The sequence below is a fragment of the bacterium genome (genome assembly GCA_030685015.1).
Classification (GTDB): Bacteria; CAIWAD01; CAIWAD01; order CAIWAD01; family CAIWAD01; genus CAIWAD01.
Genome location: JAUXWS010000043.1, coordinates 93,243 through 113,729 on the forward strand (window position 1 = coordinate 93,243; position 20,487 = coordinate 113,729).

At 66.1% G+C, this 20,487-nt stretch carries 17 protein-coding genes; 1 reads left to right on the forward strand and 16 read right to left on the reverse strand.

Annotation, left to right across the window (positions count from 1 at the left end; genetic code table 11):
- Positions 1-173: 173 nt before the first annotated feature.
- The 13 genes from Q8O14_05660 to Q8O14_05720 all read right to left on the reverse strand — a co-directional run bounded on the left by Q8O14_05660 (position 174) and on the right by Q8O14_05720 (position 16,304).
- Entirely contained in the window at positions 174-1,118 is a 945-nt protein-coding gene (locus Q8O14_05660; protein MDP2360221.1) for an electron transfer flavoprotein subunit alpha/FixB family protein, read from the reverse strand.
- 11 nt (positions 1,119-1,129) lie between these two features.
- Positions 1,130-1,873 (reverse strand): electron transfer flavoprotein subunit beta/FixA family protein, encoded by a 744-nt coding sequence (locus tag Q8O14_05665; protein ID MDP2360222.1) that lies wholly within the window; start codon positions 1,871-1,873, stop codon positions 1,130-1,132.
- A gap of 162 nt (positions 1,874-2,035) precedes the next feature.
- Positions 2,036-3,199 (reverse strand): tRNA guanosine(34) transglycosylase Tgt, encoded by a 1,164-nt coding sequence (gene tgt, locus Q8O14_05670; protein ID MDP2360223.1) that lies wholly within the window; start codon positions 3,197-3,199, stop codon positions 2,036-2,038.
- A gap of 369 nt (positions 3,200-3,568) precedes the next feature.
- Entirely contained in the window at positions 3,569-3,913 is a 345-nt protein-coding gene (locus Q8O14_05675; GenBank protein MDP2360224.1) for an MGMT family protein, read from the reverse strand.
- 5 nt (positions 3,914-3,918) lie between these two features.
- Positions 3,919-7,824: a hypothetical protein gene (locus Q8O14_05680; protein ID MDP2360225.1), complete on the reverse strand. Its 3,906-nt coding sequence runs from the start codon at positions 7,822-7,824 to the stop codon at positions 3,919-3,921.
- Positions 7,825-7,906: 82 nt separating this feature from the next.
- A complete protein-coding gene (mtaB, locus tag Q8O14_05685; protein ID MDP2360226.1) occupies positions 7,907-9,247 on the reverse strand; it encodes a tRNA (N(6)-L-threonylcarbamoyladenosine(37)-C(2))-methylthiotransferase MtaB in 1,341 nt (446 codons plus the stop codon).
- 80 nt (positions 9,248-9,327) lie between these two features.
- Positions 9,328-11,079 (reverse strand): 30S ribosomal protein S1, encoded by a 1,752-nt coding sequence (gene rpsA, locus Q8O14_05690; GenBank protein ID MDP2360227.1) that lies wholly within the window; start codon positions 11,077-11,079, stop codon positions 9,328-9,330.
- A 125-nt stretch (positions 11,080-11,204) separates the two neighbouring features.
- Positions 11,205-12,518, reverse strand: a complete 1,314-nt coding sequence (locus Q8O14_05695; GenBank protein MDP2360228.1) for a pyridoxal phosphate-dependent aminotransferase — start codon at positions 12,516-12,518, stop codon at positions 11,205-11,207.
- A 57-nt stretch (positions 12,519-12,575) separates the two neighbouring features.
- On the reverse strand, positions 12,576-13,217 hold the full coding sequence (locus Q8O14_05700; GenBank protein MDP2360229.1) for a lysophospholipid acyltransferase family protein: 642 nt from the start codon (positions 13,215-13,217) through the stop codon (positions 12,576-12,578).
- 1 nt (position 13,218) lies between these two features.
- On the reverse strand, positions 13,219-13,908 hold the full coding sequence (cmk, locus tag Q8O14_05705) for a (d)CMP kinase (GenBank protein MDP2360230.1): 690 nt from the start codon (positions 13,906-13,908) through the stop codon (positions 13,219-13,221).
- Positions 13,901-14,761, reverse strand: a complete 861-nt coding sequence (locus Q8O14_05710) for a pseudouridine synthase (GenBank protein ID MDP2360231.1) — start codon at positions 14,759-14,761, stop codon at positions 13,901-13,903. The genes cmk and Q8O14_05710 overlap by 8 nt, the downstream gene beginning before the upstream one ends.
- Positions 14,758-15,528, reverse strand: coding sequence for an SMC-Scp complex subunit ScpB (gene scpB, locus Q8O14_05715; GenBank protein ID MDP2360232.1), 771 nt, complete (start codon positions 15,526-15,528; stop codon positions 14,758-14,760). Before scpB ends, Q8O14_05710 begins: the two co-directional genes overlap by 4 nt.
- Positions 15,525-16,304: a segregation/condensation protein A gene (locus tag Q8O14_05720; protein MDP2360233.1), complete on the reverse strand. Its 780-nt coding sequence runs from the start codon at positions 16,302-16,304 to the stop codon at positions 15,525-15,527. Before Q8O14_05720 ends, scpB begins: the two co-directional genes overlap by 4 nt.
- Before the next feature lie 177 nt (positions 16,305-16,481).
- Here Q8O14_05720 and Q8O14_05725 point away from each other — a divergent pair, with 177 nt between their 5' ends.
- Complete coding sequence (locus Q8O14_05725) at positions 16,482-16,655, forward strand: hypothetical protein (GenBank protein MDP2360234.1); 174 nt, start codon at positions 16,482-16,484, stop codon at positions 16,653-16,655.
- 38 nt (positions 16,656-16,693) lie between these two features.
- Here the strand turns inward: Q8O14_05725 and Q8O14_05730 are convergent, their stop codons facing one another.
- The 3 genes from Q8O14_05730 to Q8O14_05740 form a co-directional block, all read right to left on the reverse strand.
- Positions 16,694-17,944 carry a permease gene (locus Q8O14_05730; protein MDP2360235.1) on the reverse strand — a complete coding sequence of 417 codons (1,251 nt, stop codon included), beginning with the start codon at positions 17,942-17,944 and terminating at the stop codon, positions 16,694-16,696.
- A gap of 79 nt (positions 17,945-18,023) precedes the next feature.
- Positions 18,024-18,902, reverse strand: a complete 879-nt coding sequence (locus Q8O14_05735) for a hypothetical protein (GenBank protein MDP2360236.1) — start codon at positions 18,900-18,902, stop codon at positions 18,024-18,026.
- A gap of 16 nt (positions 18,903-18,918) precedes the next feature.
- Complete coding sequence (locus Q8O14_05740) at positions 18,919-20,466, reverse strand: hypothetical protein (GenBank protein ID MDP2360237.1); 1,548 nt, start codon at positions 20,464-20,466, stop codon at positions 18,919-18,921.
- Positions 20,467-20,487: the final 21 nt, after the last annotated feature.

A 20,487-nucleotide genomic window follows, 5' to 3' on the forward strand; every position in this document is an offset into this window, starting at 1 on the left:
AGCAGCGTCAAGGGCCGAGGCCCGGCAAGGGTCCAAAGCCTGAGACATCCGCCTACCCAACCCTCTCTGTATAGCTGTGTGTGACGCGACAGCCGTTGACAAGCCCCGTCAACGGGAAGGGCCCCACCCCGGGGCCCTTTTTGTTTCCGCTTGCCCATCATGGAAGGGTTGTGTCAAGCCAGAGCCTTGGTCAGGGCCGGCACGACCTCGAAGAGATCGCCGACGATGCCGTAGTCCGCCACCTTGAAGATGGGCGCCTCTGCATCCTTGTTGATGGCGACGATGTAGCGGGAGTTCTTCATCCCGGCCAGATGCTGGATGGCGCCGGAGATGCCGCAGGCGATGTAGAGGGTCGGGTTGACCACTTTGCCGGTCTGCCCGACTTGCTGGCTGTGCGGGCGCCAGCCGGCGTCGACCACGGCCCGCGAGGCTCCCACCGCCGCCCCCAGGCGGGCAGCCAGGTCCTCCAGCGGCTGGAAGCCCTCCGGTCCCCCCACACCCCGGCCACCGCTGACGATGATGTCCGCCTCGCTGAGATCCAGTCGGGATCCGGCCGCGGCGAGCAGCTCCGTCACCACCGCCTTCATCTCCCCCAGCGGCAGGTCGAGGGGGGCCAGCTCGGCCACGGCATCCTTCTGCAGGGCGGGAAACAACTTGGGGCGCAGGGTGGCGACGGCCGGCAGGATAACCGGCGTCTTGAGCAGGACCTTGCCGGCAAAGACGGGCCGCGTGGCGGTCAGGCCTGATCCGCCCGCCTCCAGCTGCGAGCATTCGCTGATCAAGGGCCGCCCCAGGCGCGCGGCAATGCGGGGCGCCAGCTCCCGTCCCCGCGGTCCGGCGCTGAAGAGCAGCAGATCCGCCTGCACGTGCTCCGTCGCCTCGGCGATGGTCGCGCTCCAGGCATCGCTGGAGAAAGCCCCGGCCAGTGAAGGCAGGGAGTGGATCCGGTCCGCGCCCCAGGAGGCCAGGGAGGCCAGGCCTTCACCTCCGCCCGGCACCAGGGCCAGGACCTCGCTGCCGGCCTGGGTCTCTTTCAACAGGCGGGCCGCGCCCAGCACCTCGCGGGCGGCGGGCCGTTCCCGGCCTTCGTGCAGATCAATCCAGCAAAGCAACCGCATGACATGTTCTCCTAGAGGACCCGCGCTTCTTCCTTCAGCAGCCGCAGCAGATCCGTCGCCGCGCCCGCGCCCTGACCCACGATGCGTCCCGCCGGCCGGGCGGCGGGAGTCTCAAAACGTCCCGGCGAGGCCGGTCGGGCCTCCACCGCCACAATGGTCAGGGGCTTCTTCTTGGCCATCATGATCCCCTTCAACGAGGCGTAGCGAGGCTCGTTCAAGCCCTTGTCGGCGCTGAGTACGCAGGGCAGGGGCAGGCGCACGCGCTCGCGGCCTCCCTCCACCTCCCGCTCCACAAGCACGCCGCCTCCTTCACGCTCGAGGCGGCAGATGGCCGTGGCGCCCGGCCAACCCAGCAGCTCGGCCAGCATGCCCGGCGTGGCGCCATGGTCGAAGTCCACCCCCTGCTTGCCCGCCAGGATGAGGTCGGCGGGATTGGCCTTGAGCCAGCCGGCCAGCAATCCGGCTGTTGACAGGGGGTCGCTCAGGTCCTGTTCGACCTGGAGCAGGACCGCCTCGTCGGCCCCCATGGCCAGACCCTTGCGGATGGTGCTGTCGGCCGCCGCCTCGCCCACCGTGAGAAGGATCACCTCGCCCCCCTCCGCCTCCTTCAGCTGGAGAGCCGCCTCGATGGCGTATTCGTCGTAGGGGTTGATGATGAAGCTGAGCTCGCCCGTCTCGACCGCCGATCCATCCGCTGCCAGGCGAATGACGCTCTCCGTGTCGGGAACCCGTTTCAGGCAAACGACAATGCGCACGATACCTCCCTTGGCTTCTGTCGATGGGATGGCCTCTCCCTGGCGCTTGATCCGGCATGGCCGGGCGCCCGCACCGACGGCCAGGGCACGCGGCGTCCTTGGCGGGAACTGCTTCCAGGGAGGCGGGCCGCGCCTGTCCGGCTGGCGACCGGCGGCAATGTATCACTGGATCCGCGCATTCTCCTCGTCGGCGCCGGCCCCGCGGTAGGGAGCCAGGCAGCGCTCGACGTAGGCCGGGTACCCGCCCGCCAGGATGGCCTGCCGGGCCCCTTCGACGAGGCGCAGGAAATAGCGCAGGTTGTGCAGGGTGCCCAATCGCATGGCGCTGAACTCCTCCACGTGGAAGAGGTGGCGCAGGTGGGCGCGATCGTAGGTGCGGCAGGTCAGGCAATCGCAGTCTGGGTCCAGCGGCTGGTCGAAAGCCTCGCGATGGCGGGCGGAACGGGCGGCGAAGCGGCCCTGGGTGGTGAACAGCGTCCCCTTGCGGGCATTGCGCGTGGGCAGGACGCAGTCGAACATGTCCACGCCCAGGGCGATGCTCTCGAGGATGTCCTCCGGTGTTCCCACACCCATCAGATAGCGGGGCAGTTCGGCGGGCAGCAGTCGCCCGCACAAATCCGTCACGCGCCGCATGTCGGTCTTCGCCTCGCCGACGGACAGGCCGCCGATGGCAATGCCGGGCCACGGATCCTGCAGCAGCAATTCCATGGAACGGCGCCGCAGATCCTCGTGGACACCGCCTTGCACGATGGGAAAAAGTGCCTGCGGAAACCCATGGCGGGGTGCCCCCCCGAGCCAAGCGCGGCGGGCCCGACCGGCCCAGCGGGCACTCAGTTCCAGGCTGCGGGCGGCGTATTCCTCGCTGCACTGGCCGGGCGGACACTCATCCAGCTGCATCATGATGTCGCTGCCCAGGTCACGCTGGATCTCCACCACGGACTCCGGCGTGAAGAGATGGCGGCTGCCATCCAGGTGGCTGCGGAACTCGACGCCCTCCTCCTTCAGCTTGCGCAGCTCGCCCAGACTGTAGACCTGGAAGCCGCCGGAATCCGTCAGGATGGGTCCCGGCCAGCGCATGAAGCGGTGCAGGCCGCCGGCCCGGCGCAGGATCTCCGTCCCCGGCCGCAAATAGAGGTGGTAGCTGTTTCCCAGCAGCATGCGCACCTCCAGCTCCTGGAGGTCCCGGCTGTCCAGGGTTTTGACGCTGGCCCGCGTGCCGACAGGCATGAAGACGGGCGTGGGGACGTCGCCGTGCGGCAGCGCCAGCCGTCCCGCCCTGGCCCGGCCGCAGGTGCCCTCCACCTGGAAGATGCCGCTCAATTCCATCTGGGATTGACTCCTCTGGCTGCCCGACGCTGGGGGCGGGACGGGCCCGCGCCGCCTGTCATGCCCCTACAAAAAAGTGCCCGCCCGACGAATCGGGCGGGCGCCTTCTCCATGGCGGACGACGCGAAGCCGTCCATAGGGCAAACCGAAAGGGCTCTGCCGTAGCGGGGCAGATCCGGTTTGGCACTCGTCCTTCATCGATTCCCGATCGTATCCCCACATTCAGGAGCCGATGAAAAGGGTCACGACAAGCGCCGTGGCTGGCACAGCATCAATCATGCCAACAACTTGCTTGCGGGAAATCATTGCCAGGCTTGCAGATCACGACTTGCAAAGGGGTGGATCCAGGGTCATGGCTGTCCATCGTGTTCAAAATCCGGCCGGCGGCATGTCCCGCACCTCGTCCTGCGGGCACCAGGAGGCCAGGGCCATGTCCACCTGCTCCGAGGCCCGGAAAGGGACGTCCTCCAGCCAGAGCCGCTCGAACTGTTCCCGCCGGGCGGCCTCGTCCGGAATGCGGCTGCGGCCATCGGCCGACAGGACACGGTGCCAGGGCATGTCCGGCGCAGGCAGATGCCGGCACAACCAGGCGGCCAATCGCGCCTGGCCCGGCGCCCCGGCCAGTTCGGCCAGACGGCCATAGCTCAACACCTTGCCCGGCGGAATGCCCGCCATGATGCCACACATGCGATGGAGGACGCTGATGCGATCCACCCCTCTCACCTCACAAGCAGGACGCGACGAGTCTCCCGCCGGCCCTCCTGGCTGGCACTGAGCAGGTAGAGGCCACTGGCCAGCCTTTGTCCGTCGATGATGAAGGCGTGCCGCCCGGCCGCGAGGGGGCCGTTGTGCAGGATGGCCACTTCCTGGCCCAGCAGGTTGTGCAGAGCCAGGCGCAGGGCCTGGGCCGACCGGTTCTCCAGGTCAACCCGGCAGATGGGATTGAAGGGATTGGGCCAGGGAGCTCCCAGGGAGAAGCCCGCGGGCGCTTCCGTGGGAGGCGCGACGGCCAGGCCTGATTGGTTGACCAGGCGCAGATTGTCCGCGAAGTAGCCGATGTGGAAACCGTCGTTGTCGCCGTCCGCCTGGAAGCCAAATCGCAGCCGCAGCGTCGGCACGCCCTCCCATGGCGCCAGGGACAAGCGGCTCTCCGCCCAACTGCGTCCCCCCGTGCGACTGGCCAACTGCTCCCAGATCACGCCGTCGCTCGACACTTCGATCCAGGCCTCGTCGTCGCCCGTCTCGAGGAACCAGGACTCCCACAGCACAAGGGCGGGGTCCGTCACTTGACGAAGGTCCAAGGTCGTCTGACAAGTGGCCCGGCCGCTGGCGAAGGGATCGTAGAAACCTGTGTCGCCCGTGCCCAAGGCCCAGGAGCCACTGTGGACACGGTTCTGCTGGGCAGTGAAATTGCCCATGAGCTGCCAGCCGGGCAAGAGCGGATTCTCGAAATCATCAATCAGCTGCTGCACGCCCATCTGCACGGGCAGGGCCGTGGTGGCGGATTCCCATTGCTGGGCGGAGCCGTCGCGGGCCAGGGCGCGGAACTCCAGTTCTCCTGCGCCGGGCAGGGTCTGGAAGTCCAGATCGGCCGTCCATTGGGCGGGCGGCGACCAAGCCAGGTCCGCCACATGCTGCCAGTCCCCCGCGGCCTCGCGCCACTCCAGCCAGACCGCCTGCAGGGGTTGGTCCAGGTTGTCCACCGCCTCCACGTCCACCTGCCAGAGCGCCGACCAGCCGGCCACGTCATGGGGCGGACGGCGGAAGGCCACCGTGGGAGGCGTCTGGTCCGGACCGACGTGGAAGGAGAACCAGGAGGCAGGGTCCTGCGGCAGGAATCCGACAAAGCCGCTCTCGCCCTCCACCTCCAGGCGGTACTCGACGGTCTGTTCCCAGAAGGGACCGGGAATGGCTGCCTGGTACCCACCCTCCGCCGCCTGCATGGCCAGGACCTGGGAGGCTCCACCCTCCACGCGCCAGATGAGGTCGAAGCGCTCGATGACGGTGGCCTCGTCCACCGATGCGGTGACGGTGAAGGCCTGCTGGTCGCCGTTCTCGCTGTCCCGCAAGGCCTCGTGCAAGACGACCGGCGGCGAGCGGAAGCCCAGAAACTCGAGCTGGTCCACATACCAGCCCGCATCCGAGACCATCGTGTCGGTCAGGAGATTTAGTCGCAGGCGCACGTGGTCTTCCGGCTCCACCAGCACGGTAAGATCGAAGGTGAGACGCTCCCACCCGTTCGTGTTGCCGGTCAGCGCCTCGACCAGGGGCAGGGCGTTGTTGTCCGGCGTCGTGAAGTCGTAGCCGCTCAGCGGCGTGATCAGCTGCCAGGGGCCGTTGTTGCGCGACAGTTCGACGTTGACACCATCCCAGCCCTCCTCCACGGCCATCCAGTGGCGCAGGCTGACAATCACCTGGGTCGGGTCGTCCACCACCTGCTCGTCGGTCACCAGGCGTGCAATGGTCATGTCCGGATAATTGCCGGTGAGGTTGGTGCCCCAACAGCGTTCACCCTCGAAAGCGCCACCGGGGCCGTCCTGGGGCGTACCCCACTGCCAGACCTCGTTCATCGCCTCGGCCGCGGGTTCCAACTCAAAGCCCTGGCGGATGCCGGCGTTCCACACGAAGCGCGTGCGGTAGACCTGGTCGGGCGCCCCGGGGGGGCTGACGATCTCCACGCCGGCATCGTTCTGCACCTCGGCGTAATACTGCAGGACGGAATTCCATGGCAAACCGGGCAGGAGACCCGTCCACGCGCCATCATCCTGCAGATCCAGCGTCACCGTCTGCGCCGGCTGGTCGGCCGTCCAGTAGTGGACCAGCACGGCCTGGGGAATGACAAAGGCGGGGGCCTGGATGACGGCCCGTAAAGGCAGTTCCGTCATGGGCGGATGGATGAATGGCGGCTCGTCCAGGCTGAACGTGGTGCCCAGCCAGGTCAGCACGCTGCCGATCCCATGGGCATTGAAGGCTTGGTTGATCAGCTCGTAGTTCGGCGTGAGGTTGCCCAGATCCCCGTCGTCATCATCGACCAGCAGGATCTCCAGGAAGTACTCGAAGCCCGCCCGGCCCAGGTTGGGATCGTCCGGTGTGCCCCAGCGCGCGAAGTGGTGCAGGGGGCGCACCAGGTCCAGGCCCATGGATTGGCGCAGGTCGTACATGGTGCCGCCGATGATGAGCCCATCGGAATGGACCTGGCCGCTGATGTTCTCCGGGTAGCGGTTGGTGTTGTCCAGGTTGCGAATGAACCAGCCCGGTGCCACGAAGCTCTCATCCTGCAGGTAGATGGAGGTGACGTCGGCCAGGCCCTCGTGCATGGCGCCGTTGCTCATGCCCCAGGGGGCGCCGGCCTGCCGGTACTGGCGGTCGTTGATGCCGTGGCCATACTCGTGGTAGACCACGCCGGCCACCCGCGCCGTGTTGGGGCAGCCGCCGCCCTCCCGGAAGAAGTTGATGCTGGACCCGTCCCAGTAGGCGTTGCAGGTCTGGTTGATGTTGACTCGCACGGGCAATGGCTCGTTGAGCCAGGTGAAGGAGGGGTCCATGCCGGTGATGAAGTCATGGACACGGGTCGTGTGGTGATAGGCGTCCAGCTCTTCGATCTGGGCTTGGTCCAGCTCGATGAGCAGATCCTGCTCCGTGGCGGTCATCTGCAGTGTGAAGGCGGCGTCGGGGCCGTCCATGCGCTGCACGTCGGCGAAGTGCCCGAAGCACTGGCCCTCCAGATCCCAGGGTCCGCCCCCCGTCACGTCCACGCTGAAATGGCCCGTGCTGTCGGTGTGGAACTCCACCCCGTTCGCCACCAGCCTGAGATGAGGCATGGGCAAGGGCAGCTCAGGATCGGAGGGCTGCTGCTCCTCCACCCGGCCGCGCACCCGGCCCTGCAACGTGACATGGCGCACCTCGTTCCAGGCCCACAGGATCTCGCCGGTGATCCCGTCCACGAACACGCGGTAGATGTGCTCGGGGTCGTCCAGCACCACGAGGCAGGGCCAGGCGCTGCGGAAGTGGAACGCGGCCGCGCCCAACAGGGGCAACACCACCCAGTCCGGCTCCGCCTCGGCCGTGACGACGGCCAGCCCGGTGGAGGCGGCCCCGGCGCGCTGCGCCGCCTCCGCCCCGCTGAGCCGCGGCGGCGCACAGGAGAGGCGGGGGTGGAGATCGCTGCCCGCCAGCATCAGCCGCCCCTCCGGACTGACTCGGAAAACAAGTTCCGACTCCGCCACGCGACGCCCCTGCCAGGTCTGGTGATAGGCGGCATGCCAGACATCGCCGTGCCGGTCCAGATGGGAGGGCCGGAGCTGGTCCAGCCCCGCGTCGCCGCCATGCAGCAGACCGGGGTGCCCGGCCAGGAAGGCGCGCAGGCGCTGGTCCAGGTCACCCTTGTCCCGGATGGGGCCGCCGGGCAGTTCCAGGGCCGGACCGAAGACGCGATGCGGAAAGGCATGGTGACGGTCCCAATCCACCGGATGCCATCCGCTCTCACGTCCAAACTCACGCCAGGCCACCGTGGGACGGTCGCGATCCTGCGCGTGCAACCCAGGGGCCGCCTGGGGCAGGTCGAGTTCGGGGATCTGGGCAGCGGCCAGCTGGAAGGCCGCAAGAAGCATGAGGAGACGGATCATGGATTCACTCTCCGATACGAAGTGTCAGGAAAGACGCCCGCTGTGGCGGCCATTCTGGTGCCGGGAGGCACGATCAACATAGTTAAGCAAGAAGCGCGCCATCCGCCGCCAGCCTTCCCCGCAGCCAATCGCCCCGGTCCTCCAGCAGGATCACCTCGTGCAAGCCGCCGGCCAGGGCGGCCGCGGGAAGTCCCGCCAGGGGCAGCTCAACCCGGAGGTAGTCCGCCGTGTAGCCGAAGAGGGAGTCGCCCTGGGTCGAACCCTCCACCAGCACCTGGCAACGGCGGCCCAGGGCGGCCTGGTGGGCGGCACGTTGCAGGTCTTGGCCCAGGTCGAGCAACTCGCGGCAACGGGCGCGTTTGACGTCCCGCGGGACGGCGCCCGGCAGGCGGGCGGCTCCCGTCCCGGAGCGGGGACTGAAGGGAAAGACGTGGAGCCGGCTGAGGGGCAGGCGACGCAGCAGCTCCATCGTCTCGCGATGATGAGCGTCCTCCTCCCCCGGGAAGCCGGCGATCAGGTCGGTGCCCAGGCCGGCGCCGGGCAGCAGGCGCTCGATGCGGCCGAAGAGGTCGAGCAGGCCACGCCGGTCGATGCGACGGCCCATGGCCGCCAAGATGGCGTCGGAACCAGACTGCAGGGCGGTGTGCAAATGGGGGCAGAAGCGGGGATCGGCCGCCATGGCCCGCAGCAGGTCGTCGGTGATGTCCCACGGTTCGATGGATGAGAGGCGCAGGCGGATCAGGCCGGGCAGCTCCAACAGGCCCTGGCACAGCCAGGCCAACGAGCGCGCGGGCTGCAGATCCCGGCCGTAGTCCCCGATGTGGACGCCGGTGACGACCAGCTCGCGGAAGCCCGTCTCGATCAACCGGCGGGCCTGTCGCAGCACGGCGTCGGGCAGCATGCTGCGGCTGCGGCCCCGGGTGAAGGGAATGATGCAGAAGCTGCAGAACACGTCGCAGCCGTCCTGGATCTTCAACCAGGCGCGGGTCTGGCCCTCGAAGCCGTCCAGGGACAGCAGCTCGCGATCCTCCCGGCCACCCGGCCTGGCCACCAGCAGGATCGGTTCATCCTGCTTGGCGAGTGGCTCCAGACGTTGCGGCAGCTCCAGCTTGCCGCGCGTGCCCACCACGTAGTCCACGCCTGGTATGCGCGCCAACTCCCGCGCGGCGGACTGGCCGTAGCAGCCCATCACCACGACGATGGCCTCCGGATTCCGTCGGATGACCTGGCGGACCAGGTGGCGGGCCTTCTGGTCGGCCCGGTCCGTCACGGTGCAGGTGTCGATCAGGACGAGATCCGCCTCCGTCTCGAAGGGCACGCGCACCCAGCCCAAACGACGGAATTGGCCGACCACGGCCTCGGTCTCGTACTGGTTCAGTTTGCAGCCCAGCGTGGCTGCCGCGATGCGCCGCTCTTCCGCCATGCGTTCCGGCCTCAGGCGAAGGCGGTCCGCACTGAATCAGCGCGGACCGCCCACGGATCGTGTCAACCGATGGAACGGGATCAGGAGTCCCGGTCGTCCCCGCCGAAGCCTGCCTCGCGGAAAGCATCGGCAATGGCACCGCCTCCGGCGGGCCGGGTGGTCTTCTTGTACTCGGCCACCGTCTTGGCCTCCTCGCTCAACTGGCGGGGCGTGGCCAGGATGACCTTCTTGTTGTCGCGGTCGTACTCGATCACCTTGAAGACCGTGGTGTCGCCCTCTTTCAGAGCCACCTTGCTGCCGTCCACTTCCATGGGACGCAGCTTGCTGTTGGGCACAAAGCCCTCGAGGCCGAAGGGCAGCGTGACGACCACTCCCTTGTCGATGACCTTGGCCACCTCGCACTCCACCTCGGAGCCCACGTCGTACTGCCCCTCGAAGCTCTCCCAGGGATTCTCCTCGAGCTGCTTGACTCCCAGGGCGATGCGCCGCTCGTCACGATCGAAGGAAAGCACCTGCACGCGCAGGGCGTCGTCTTTCTTCACCATCTCGCCCGGATGGCGCAGCTTGCGGGTCCAGGAAAGGTCGCTGATGTGGACCAGTCCCTCGATCCCCGGCTCCAGCTCGACGAAGACGCCGAAGGGCACCAAGTCGCGGATGACGCCCTCATGGACGCTGCCCACGGCGTACTTCTCGGCCAGGGCTTCCCAGGGGTTGGCTTCGGTCTGCTTCAGACCGAGGCTGATCTTGCGCTCGTCCTTGCGCACCTCAAGCACCATCACCTCCACCTCCTGCCCCACGGACAGGATTTGGCTGGGATGCTTGACGTGCTGGGTCCAGCTCATCTCGCTGATGTGGATGAGGCCCTCCACGCCGGGAGCCAGCTCGACGAAAGCGCCGTAGCGGGTCAGGCTCACCACCTTGCCGTTGACGCGGGTCTCGATGGGGAAGCGGGCCTCCACGTCGTTCCACGGATGCTCAAGCAGCTGTTTGAGGCCGATGCTGATGCGGTTCCGCTCGCGATCGAAGTTGAGCACCTTGACCGTGATCTTCTGGTCCAGCTTGACCACGTCGGAAGGATGATTGACCCGGCCCCAGCTGAGGTCGGTGATGTGCAGCAGGCCGTCCACACCGCCCAGGTCCACGAACACGCCGAAATTGGTGATGTTCTTGACCACGCCTTCGCGGATCTGGCCCACCTCCAGCTCGGTCAGGACCTTGTCGCGGATCTCCCGCATATCCTCCTCGATGAGGACCTTGCGGCTGACCACGATGTTCTTGCGCACGTCGTTGATCTTGACAATACGGAAGTCCATCTTCTTGCCCAGCAGGCTGTCGAAGTCGCGCACGGGATGGATGTCGATCTGGCTGCCGGGCAGGAAGGCGTCGATCCCCATCAAGTCCACCACCAGGCCGCCCTTGATGCGACGCACAACCTTGCCTTCGATCACGGCGCCCTCGGTCTCCAGCTCCTTCAGGCGCATCCAGGTGCGTTCCACGTCGGCGCGCTTCTTGGAAAGCTGCAACGCGCCGTTGACGCCCTCGAATTTCTCGATGAAGACGTCCACCTGGTCGCCGATTTTGAGGTTGGTGGGATCCTCGAACTCGTCGATGGGAATCCAACCCTCGGATTTGAAGCCGATGTCCACCGCCACGTCCCGCTCGGTGATGTTCACCACCGTGCCGGTTGTGATGGAGTTCTCCTCATTGTTGCTGAAGGTCTTGTCGTAGAGTTGCTCCAGCTCCTGGCGCTCGTCGGTGGAATAGCTGAACTCATCCTGGAAGATGGCCTCGTCCCCGAAGCCCCCGGGGACCTTGCGCTTGTCGTCGGACATGTTGATTCCTTGTTGCCTGCTTGATGGTTTCTGGACGTGCCCCCGGCCTGACGTGCCGGATTGGGCAAGCCGTGAAGATAGGATCTAAGAAGCGTCGGGAAAAGGCTTTCCGCCCTCGATTCCTGTCAACGGCCTTGCTCGCGGGCCAGGGCCTCGAGGCGGCCCTCCACGCGCTCGAACTGGTCGTGCCCCGTGAAGGAGACACATGCGCGCAGTCCCTCGTGGCGGCTGCTCCCCGTGATCTCGAGCGTGATCATGCTGATCCCGTGGCGGAGCAGCTCCAGTTGTAGCTCCGTGCCGCTGAGTCCAGGCCGGCAGATGGTGAAGTAGAAGCCGTCGGCGATGGGCTGGCCCAGGTCGTTGTCGTAGACCAGCCGGAAGCCGTGGCGCAGGAAGCAGGCCTTGAGCCAGGCGGCGCGACTGGCGTACTCCCGCACGTTGTCCAGGAAGGAGCGGTCCCCTTCGTTGGCCATGCGCAGAAGGGCGGCCAGGGCATGCTGCCCGCTGTGGGTGACACCCGCCGTGCTGCAGTAGATCCCGCCATGGATAAAGGCGTGCAGGAAACGGTCGGTGCCGAAGTACGGCAGGAAGTTCTCGAAGCGGCGTGCGGCCAGGGTGGGGCTGACCACCATCATGCCCACTCGCTGCCCTGCAAAACTGAACAATTTGGATCCGGACAAGAGCAGGACCCAGGTGTGTCCACAACGCGCCACACTGGGCTGGTAAGGCGGCTCGCCCGGGTGGAACACATCCTGGCGCAGGTCCATTCCGAAATAGGCCGCATCTTCGATGAAGAGCACATCATGGCGGTCGCCACATAGGGCCAAACCGTCCAGTTCCTCTTGGGTCAGGCAGATCCAGGCCGGATTGTTGGGGCTGGACCAGATGACGGCCCCCACGTCGCCCCGGGCCAATCGCTCGTCCACGGCCTTGATGAGCCGAGCACCGCGATGGTCGTAGAAGTCAATGGAGTCGGACTTCAGGCCAAAGAAACGGGCCTGCATCTTGTTGACGGGAAAGCCGGGATCAAGGAAGAGCACGGTGTCCCGGCCCTTCACCATGCGGGCTCCCAGGATTAGGCTGACGAAACCGCCCTGCATGGCGCCGCAGGTGGGCATGCACACGTCGGGCGGCACCTCGATCCCCACGAAATTGCGCACGAAGTGGACGCATTCTTCTTTCAGGATTGGAATACCGTCGAAGGGCGGGTAGCTGCGCTGCACCTCCAGGGTGCGGATCGCTTCAATCTCGGCATCGACCGCCACCTGGGGCACAGGCAAATTCGGCACGCCAAACTCCATCCGGATGAAGGGCTCGCCGGCCAGGACCTCCAGGTGCTCAACCAGGCGCCGCAGTTCGCGGATGGCCAGTCGATCCGGATGATAACCAAGAGATTCTATCTCGTGCAGAACCTGTTCGCGCGACAGCGGCAAGGCCATGGATCACTCCCTTGTTCCTGTCACCAGAGTAACACGTCATAGGGGCCGCCGCAACGCTCAGGAGCGGGTCGCAGCGGCGTGCATGGCCTCGATCCGGCCGAAGACGGCGGCGGTCAGCGCCTCGGCCCGGGCGCTGCGCGAGCGGGACTCGCCACCCGCGACCGCTCCTTCCAGCGGAAGGCTGGCCCGCGCAATGACGGTTCCGAACTGCAGACGCAGGGTGGGCCGGAAGCCGGGCAGGCCGGGCCGCAGGCGGCTGCCCAGTACCAGGACAGGCAGGACATCGGCTTCCGCCGCCCCCACGATCATGCCCAGTCCGGCGCGGGGGCGTCCCAGGCGTCCATCCTTGCTGCGCGTGCCCTCCGGGAACACGATCAGGTCGCGTCCTTCCTCCAAGCGGGAGCGGATGGCGCGGATGGCCCGCCGGTCCACCCCGGCGCGATCGATGGGAATGGCGTTGAAATGGTGGAGCAGGCGGGCCATCCAGGCGCGGGCGAAGAGCTGCTTCTTGGCCACGAAGCTGATCTCGCGCGGGTAGAAGGCGCCGATGAGGGGAGGATCGAGGTTGGACTGGTGGTTGGCCGCCAGGATGAGCGGACGATCGAGGGGCACCTGTTCCAGGCCGACCACGTCCAAGCGATAGGTCAGTCGAAAGAGGGACCGCAGCAGGAAGGCGGCCAGACGATAGCTGGGCCGCATCTCAGGACGGTTCCCCGCCGCGCTCCAGGCCAGCGCGGATCAGGCCAAGGATGAGTTCCGCCTGCTCTTGCAGCCCAAGCCGGGTGGTATCCAGCTCCACGGCATCGGCGGCTTTGGTCAAGGGACCCGTGCTGCGGGCGGCGTCGCTTTCATCCCGCCGGCGCAGCTCTTCGGCCAGGAGCGCCAGCTCGACCGGTTGGCCGACAGCGGCCAGTTCTCTTTGCCGGCGGCGGGCCCTCTCCTCCAGGTCGGCCACGAGAAAGAACTTGAAGCGGGCCGCGGGAAAGACGACCGTGCCGATGTCGCGGCCGTCCAGCACTGTGCTTTCGAGGCTGCCCAGGCGTCGCTGCAGGGCCACCATCCAGGCGCGTACGGTGGGCATGGCGCAGATGGGACCCATGCGTACGCTCACCTCGTTGGCGCGGATCGCCTCCCCCACGTCCTCGCCGGCCAGCCAGATCCGGCCCTCCTGCAAGCGCAGATCCAGCGTCTCCAAGCGCTTCACCACAAGCGCTTCGGCCTCGGGGGAGACACCCTGGCGGAGGATGTCCAGCGTGAGGGCGCGATACATGGCGCCAGTGTCCAGGTAGCGGATGCCCAGCCCGGCGGCGACCAGCCGCGCCGTGCTGCTCTTGCCGGAGGCCGCCGGTCCGTCGATGGCCACCTGGAAGACGGCCCCTCCCTCAGCCATGATGAGAGTTCCGGCTTGGCTTCCTGGCCTTGGTCGTTTTGAATCCGGCCTGCCTCGATCCTGGAACCCGCTTCCGGACCTGGCCAACACCCGGGGCGGGAGTGGAGCCGGGCGGGAGGCTTTTTTCCTCGCCGTCGACCAGCGGCCGACACAAGCGACGCAGCTGATCGATCTCTTTGCGCAGCAGCACGCGCCATTCACCGGGCTCAAGCCCTTCCACGGTCAAGCCGGCGATGCTGCGGCGATGCAGGCGCTCCACCGTCACACCCTGATCCGTCATCATGCGGCGGATCTGCCGATTGCGGCCCTCGGTCAGAACCATCCGGTAGCGGGGCCGGCTGCCCGGCCGACCGATCCGCTCCAGTTCGCACGGTTTGGTGCGGCGCCCGTCCAGGCGCACGCCGGCCGTCAAGCGCTGCAGCTCCTCTGCCGTCAATTCCCGGTCCGTCAACAGGATGTACTCCTTGGGCACATGGCCCGAGGGATGGAGCAGGCGATGCATCAGATCACCATCATTGGTCAGGAGCAGGGCGCCGGAGGAATCCCCGTCCAGCCGTCCCACCGGCACGACGCGCAGGTCAAGCTGCACCAGATCCAACACGGTCCGCCGGCCGTGCGGATCGCTGGCGGTGCAGAGAACCCCCTTGGGCTTGTTGAGGAGCAGGACCACTTGGCGGGCGGCGGACTGGACCAGCCGGCCCTCGGCCCGCACCTCATCCACGGCGGGATCAACCTGGCTGCCCAGCTCCGTGACCACCTGACCGTTCACCCGCACCTGGCCCGTGCGGATCAGATCGTCCGCCCGACGCCGGCTGCAATGCCCCCCCTGGGAGATGAAGCGGTTCAACCTCATGCCGGCAGCCCATCCTGGCCAACCATCCCGCTATGGGCGATGTCCAACCCCTCGTCCAGAGGTGGCTGCCGGGGAGCGAGGGGATCGGGCGGCAAGTCCTCCGGCCCCCGATCCCGGGCGCCCTTGAGCCAGTCCTGCACCTCCCGCAGTCGGGGCAGATCCTGCAGCGACCCCAGGGCGAAGGTCTCCAGGAATTCCCGCGTGGTGCGATAGAGCAGCGGGCGACCGACTCCCTCGCTTCGTCCGCTGATCATCACCAGGCTCCTCTCGAGCAGGGTGCGCAGCACGGCGTCCGATTTCACGCCGCGGACGGCTTCGATGTCACCCTTGGTCACCGGCTGGCGGAAGGCCACCACGGCAAGGGTTTCCAGGGCCGCCCGGCTCAATCGCGGCCGGACCCGCTCCTTCAGGAGTCGGCGCAGGATGGGGGCATAGCGGGGACAGGCCGCCAGTTGCCAGCCGCCGGCCAGATGAACCAGGCGAAAGGAGCGGCCCTGGGCGGCATAGTCCTGGTTGAGGGCGGCGATGAGATCCTGCAGCTCTTCTTCGCTGCGTTCCAGGAGCCTGGCCAGCCGGGCTGTCTCCAGCACTTCATCGGAAGCGAAAACGAGCACCTCCAGGACATCCCGGCCATCCATCGGGAGGTCCTCCGGCCGCGTCTCCTCGAAGTGGGGATCGCCCCCCTCCCACGATGTCGCCTCCTCCGTCGCGAAAAGCCCGGGCTGGATCTCTTCAGGTCCAGGCACAAGTCTGGGATGCTGTCTCATTCGGCCAAATCCCGTAATTCCTTCAACCATTGGTGCTGACGCCGGGGCGGGAAGAGCCAGAGGTCTCCGCTGGTGCGCGTCTGTCGAGCGATCACCTCGCGCTGGCGCATCATGTCCAGGACAGCCAGGAAGCTGATGATGTGGCGGGGACGGTCCCGCTCCCCGCCTTCCAGACCCGAAAGGGGCATCACCTGCCGTCGCGTGAGCTGCTCGCGGATGGCGCGAATCTGGTCCTCGACCGTGAGGGGAAAGAGCTCGACATGGTGGTGCCGGGGTCGCTCGGGTCTGGCCACCAGTTCGGCATAACAGCGGCCCAAGTCGTAGAGCGACACGGCGCGCAGGCTGTCGTCCCGCAGGCCAGGCTCCACCAGATCCATGGCGCTCCATCCGCGCAGCCAGATGGATGCGCCCCTCTCCTCCAGCCGGCCCAGGCCCTGACTGAGTTCGCGCAGCCGCTGGTAGTCCAACAGGCGCAGGGCCAACTCCCGGCGCGGATCCTCCACCTCGTCCGCCTCTTCGTCTTCCCGCGGCAAAAGCAGACGCGCCTTGATGTGAAGCAGAGTGGCGGACATCAGGATGTAATCGCCAGCGTCTTCGAGGTCAAGCTCCCCGATGTCGTTCATCCAATCCTGGTATTGCCGGGTGATGGCGACGATGGGGATGTCCCAGATGTCCAGCTCGTTCTCGCTGATGAGAAAGAGGAGAAGATCGAGCGGACCCTCGAAATCCTTCAGCTGAAATCGGATGCCGGGTCGCGTGGCTGCCGCGTTGAACATGGGGGCAACTTAGCGATCGAGGGGTAGGCCCGCATGGCTCACTTCAACCAACCCCGCTGAACTGCACCAGATGCCTCGGTTGACGAATCCGATTTCCGCATTGCTTGCTTCGGCTATCCGATAGATGAATGGAAATTCCTGGCACGGATGCTGCAACTGCCCGGGCAGGAGGTGCTCATGCATGCTTGGTTGCCATGGATCCGCCGCCCGGAGCATGACATGATGGACGATCAGGGCGCGGTGTGGCTTGACGAGGAGAGGGTTCTGGCGGGGCGGCATATGGTGCTGGCGGCCGGACAGTTGCTGGCCGCCCATGTCCTGGCCTGGACGCTTATCATCGCCTTCGTCTGAACCGACTGCCCGCCACCGATGGCTGGCGACGCTTCCTCTCAATCTTCGGGCGCGTCATATCCAGCTTCACGCACGGCCAATCTGAGCTGAGGAAGCAGCGTGGTGCGGTCCACGCCGATCCGCGGCCAAACCCGGACGCTGCCCGAAGCCAGGTCCACCGACAGGTCGGCCACCAGCCCCGTGTCGCGCAGGGCCAGATCCACCCGGCCGGCACAATGGGTGCAGGTCATGCCTGCCACGCTTAGACTCAGATCTTCCGCGCTGGGCAGGGCCGCATCCGGCCCGCCTTGCCGGAAGGTCGCGCCGAGCTTGTCGACGTAGTGCCACGCCAACAGCAGGACCATGGCCAGCCACCCCGCCCCGGTCAACCAGCTGATTTCGTGCCCATGGGCATGGCTATGGGCGGCGGGCAGGGCCGATCCCGTCCAGAATTCGCCAAGGAGCCAGCCCGCCAACAAGGAGACGCCGGCGATGGATGCGATGTACACGGCCAATGAGCGCCAACCCAGGGTGCTGCGCAGCAGGACGAGGGTGACCATGTTGGTGGCTGGTCCAGCCAACAGGAAGACGAGGGCCGCCCCCGGATGCAATCCCTTCATCACCAAGGCGGCGGCGATGGGTGTGGCCGCCGTGGCGCAGATATAGACCGGCAAGCCAATGAGCAGCATGGGAAACATGGAGAGCAAGGGATTGCGGCCCTGCCAGCTGTCCAACCAGCCTTCCGGCAGCAGGACGAGAATGAGGGCGGCGACGGCGAGGCCGATCAGCAGGTTGTTGGCCAGGCTGCCTGTCAACTCGCGGACATGACGCCAGAAGGCCAGCGGTGCCGTCCGCCAGACGATCCCAGGGGATTCAAGCAGCTGGGGAACGGCTTGCCCGGAAGGTTGGGCGGTCCGATCCAGGGCCACGCCGGCCACCAGGGCCGTGACGGCCGAAGCGGCAATGCGAAAGAGGGCGAAGAGCGGCCCCAGCAGGCCTTGGGTGAGAAGGAAGGAATCGGCGCCGATCTGGGGCGCCGCAATAAGAAAACTGACGCTGGCTCCATTGGTGGCCCCCTTGCGCCGCAGTGAGGCCACCACTGGCACCACGCTGCAACTGCACAAGGGAAGGGGAATCGCCAGCAGTGTGGCCTTGACCACAGTCCACCAGCCCGGCCGGCCCAGATGGCGCAGCACGGCCCGCTCCGAGACCAGCACATGCAGGATACCGGCCACGATCAAGCCCAGAAGCAGGAGGGGAGCGATGTCCAGTGACAAGCGCCAAAGCTGATCAAGGAAGACTCTTGCCATGGAAACAACGTGTCAATCAGTCGACCCTTTGGCAAGGCGAAGTCGGAGGGATCAAGCGAGGATCTGCCATCGACAGAGCTCAGCGGCCCTTGACCGGAATCCATTCCAGATCGACGCTGCCCATGCCCACTGACAACTGCAAGGAGAGATTGCCCGGCCCCTCGCGCCAATTGGACGAGAACCATGTGTCGCTGCTGGTTCGCTCCAACCGGTCGAACTCATGGCTGGAGAGGAAATTGTCGTCGTGACGGATCTTGACACCGATGTTTTCGGGAACGCGCAGATCCAGGCTTCCCATGCCCACATCCAGGGTGACATCCAGACTCTGGCGATATTGTCCGCTGAATTCCAGCACGGCTGATCCCAGTCCGCCGGCGAACTGGAACCGCTTCATGCGCAAATTGGACAGGCCACGCACCTCCATCGAACCCAATCCCGTGGCCAACTCCACGTTGCGGGCCTCCCCCTGGCATGGCGTCGAGAAGTTCAGTTCAACCTCGCTCAACCCCGTTGCGAACTTCAGCTCCTCGATGTTCAAACCTCCAAAATCCGCCTGGCCGGAGCCCAATCCGAACTCAACATCCAGGTTGCAGGGCAGGTCACGCGACAGGCTGATCGTCCAGGTGTCCTTGAATGTGCCGCCCTTGCGGCTTCCCAGGATGGAGAAACCCTGTCCTTCCCCTTGGCCGGAACTGATGTTCAAGCGGCCATCCCCGCCCACCACCGCGTAGTCGATCTTGGGCGCGGATCCACTGGCATGGCTGATGTCCAGCCGCACCATGGGCGGACCTTTGTGCGTGGTCATGGTCATGGTGGCAGCCCCCACCTGCAGGTTGAGGACCAACCGTTTGGCGCCGTCCGCATTGAACTCCCGCTGCAGGCGCACCTGCTGGGCCAGCGCCGCTGGCACGGCCAGAGTGGCAAGCACCAGCAGACTCGAGATCATGGCGTTCCACATGATGGTCTCCCCAGCGCTAGAATCGGCGCTGAATCCGGCACAACAGCCTCCAGTCCGCCTCCCCCGAATCGGTGGCGCGGAACAGGGCCAGTCTGAAGTCGTCGTCCTCGTCGGCGATGCCAATGCCAAAATCCGAGCGGAAACCGGCCTTGGTCATGTCACGGATGCCCCCCGCCACCACTTGACCCAGGTCGGCCATGAGCAGCAAATCGAAGGAAGATAGCGGCCAGATGTTGAACAGGTCGCCAGAGAAGCGATTCTCGATGCTGGCCAACACCATGGAGCTGCCGCCGACCAAGGTGGGACTCATCCGATCGAAGGAGTCGTCCTTCCCCACAAGATCAATCGACTTGGGCCGGTAGCCAGGCAGGGCATCGGGTCCGCCCAGACGAAAGAGATAATGGGCCGGCAGGCGTCCGGACTGGTTGCCCGCCAGGATGCGGCCGCCGAAGTGCTCACGGTGGCGAGCGCCAAAGGGCATTCCAAAGCGGATGTTCGCCAGAATCCGCTCGTAGGCATAGTCGTGGCCACTTCCCTCGAGGCCACGTTCGTAATTGATGGTCAGCCCCGCGCGCTTGGCCCACGCATCCTCATGCCGCGTTGCCTTCCACATGTACAGATCCAGTCCGACGCGCACTCCCTGGTTCTGACTGGTTGGATAACCCGTGCTGTCTGAATACAGATTGAGGCGATAGGGGCTGTCATTGCCGGACCAATTCCACTGGGTGCCGACATCCAGTGGACCGTAGTGCTCGCGGAAGGCGCCGACATTGACTTGCAAGCGGTCCTTGAAGAGGAAGCTGCCCGTCTCCGCCATGTAGCCACGATTGTCGTAGAAATCATGGAAGTCCAGCTTCAAGAGCCAACCGGACAGGGAGTTCTCTGTCGAGCTGAGCATCCAGCCATCCTGCGTGTCCGTGTAGCGGTGCATGCCGGCGGCGAGGTAGAAACGGCCGTTGTGGAGCAGCTTGCGGCGCAGTTTCAGTTTCCATTCTGGCCGCTTGGTGCCGAAGGCCCAGGCCGCGTAACCGTTCAGATCGACCAGATCCTTGATGCTGACCGGTCTTCGGCCAGATGGCAACGCGAGACCGATCTGCAAGCCCGCCACCCGGTTGAAGGAGAGATGGAGGTCGGTGTCTTCGCTCTCCCAAGTGCGGGTCGTTTCTACCTCCGTTTCACTGCTGGAAGAACTCTCACTGGAAAGGGGAACGGATTCCATGGCGAAGGGCGACGACCCATCCCGCGCCGCCGATTCAAGGAAATCCCGTTGGGAGATGCGGCCGGTGATCTGGGCAGGGTCATGCAACTCGAGCCCGCCTTGCACCACCACCAGATTGCCAAGAACCGCTCCTCCCTCCTCGATCCGGCAATCGCCGAACATCACGGCCACATTGCCCCGCACGGTCCCCCAGACGATGAGCTTGCCGCGGTAGACCGACAAATCACCATCCAGGGTGTCGCCGGCCTGGACGGTGATGTCCTTGAAGAAATGGCTTTGCGCACCATGGGCGATGGGGGCCAGGGCCGCCACCAGTGCAACCAGGAAGACCCGGGTCAATCGCATGCCAACCTCCCGCCTGGACTC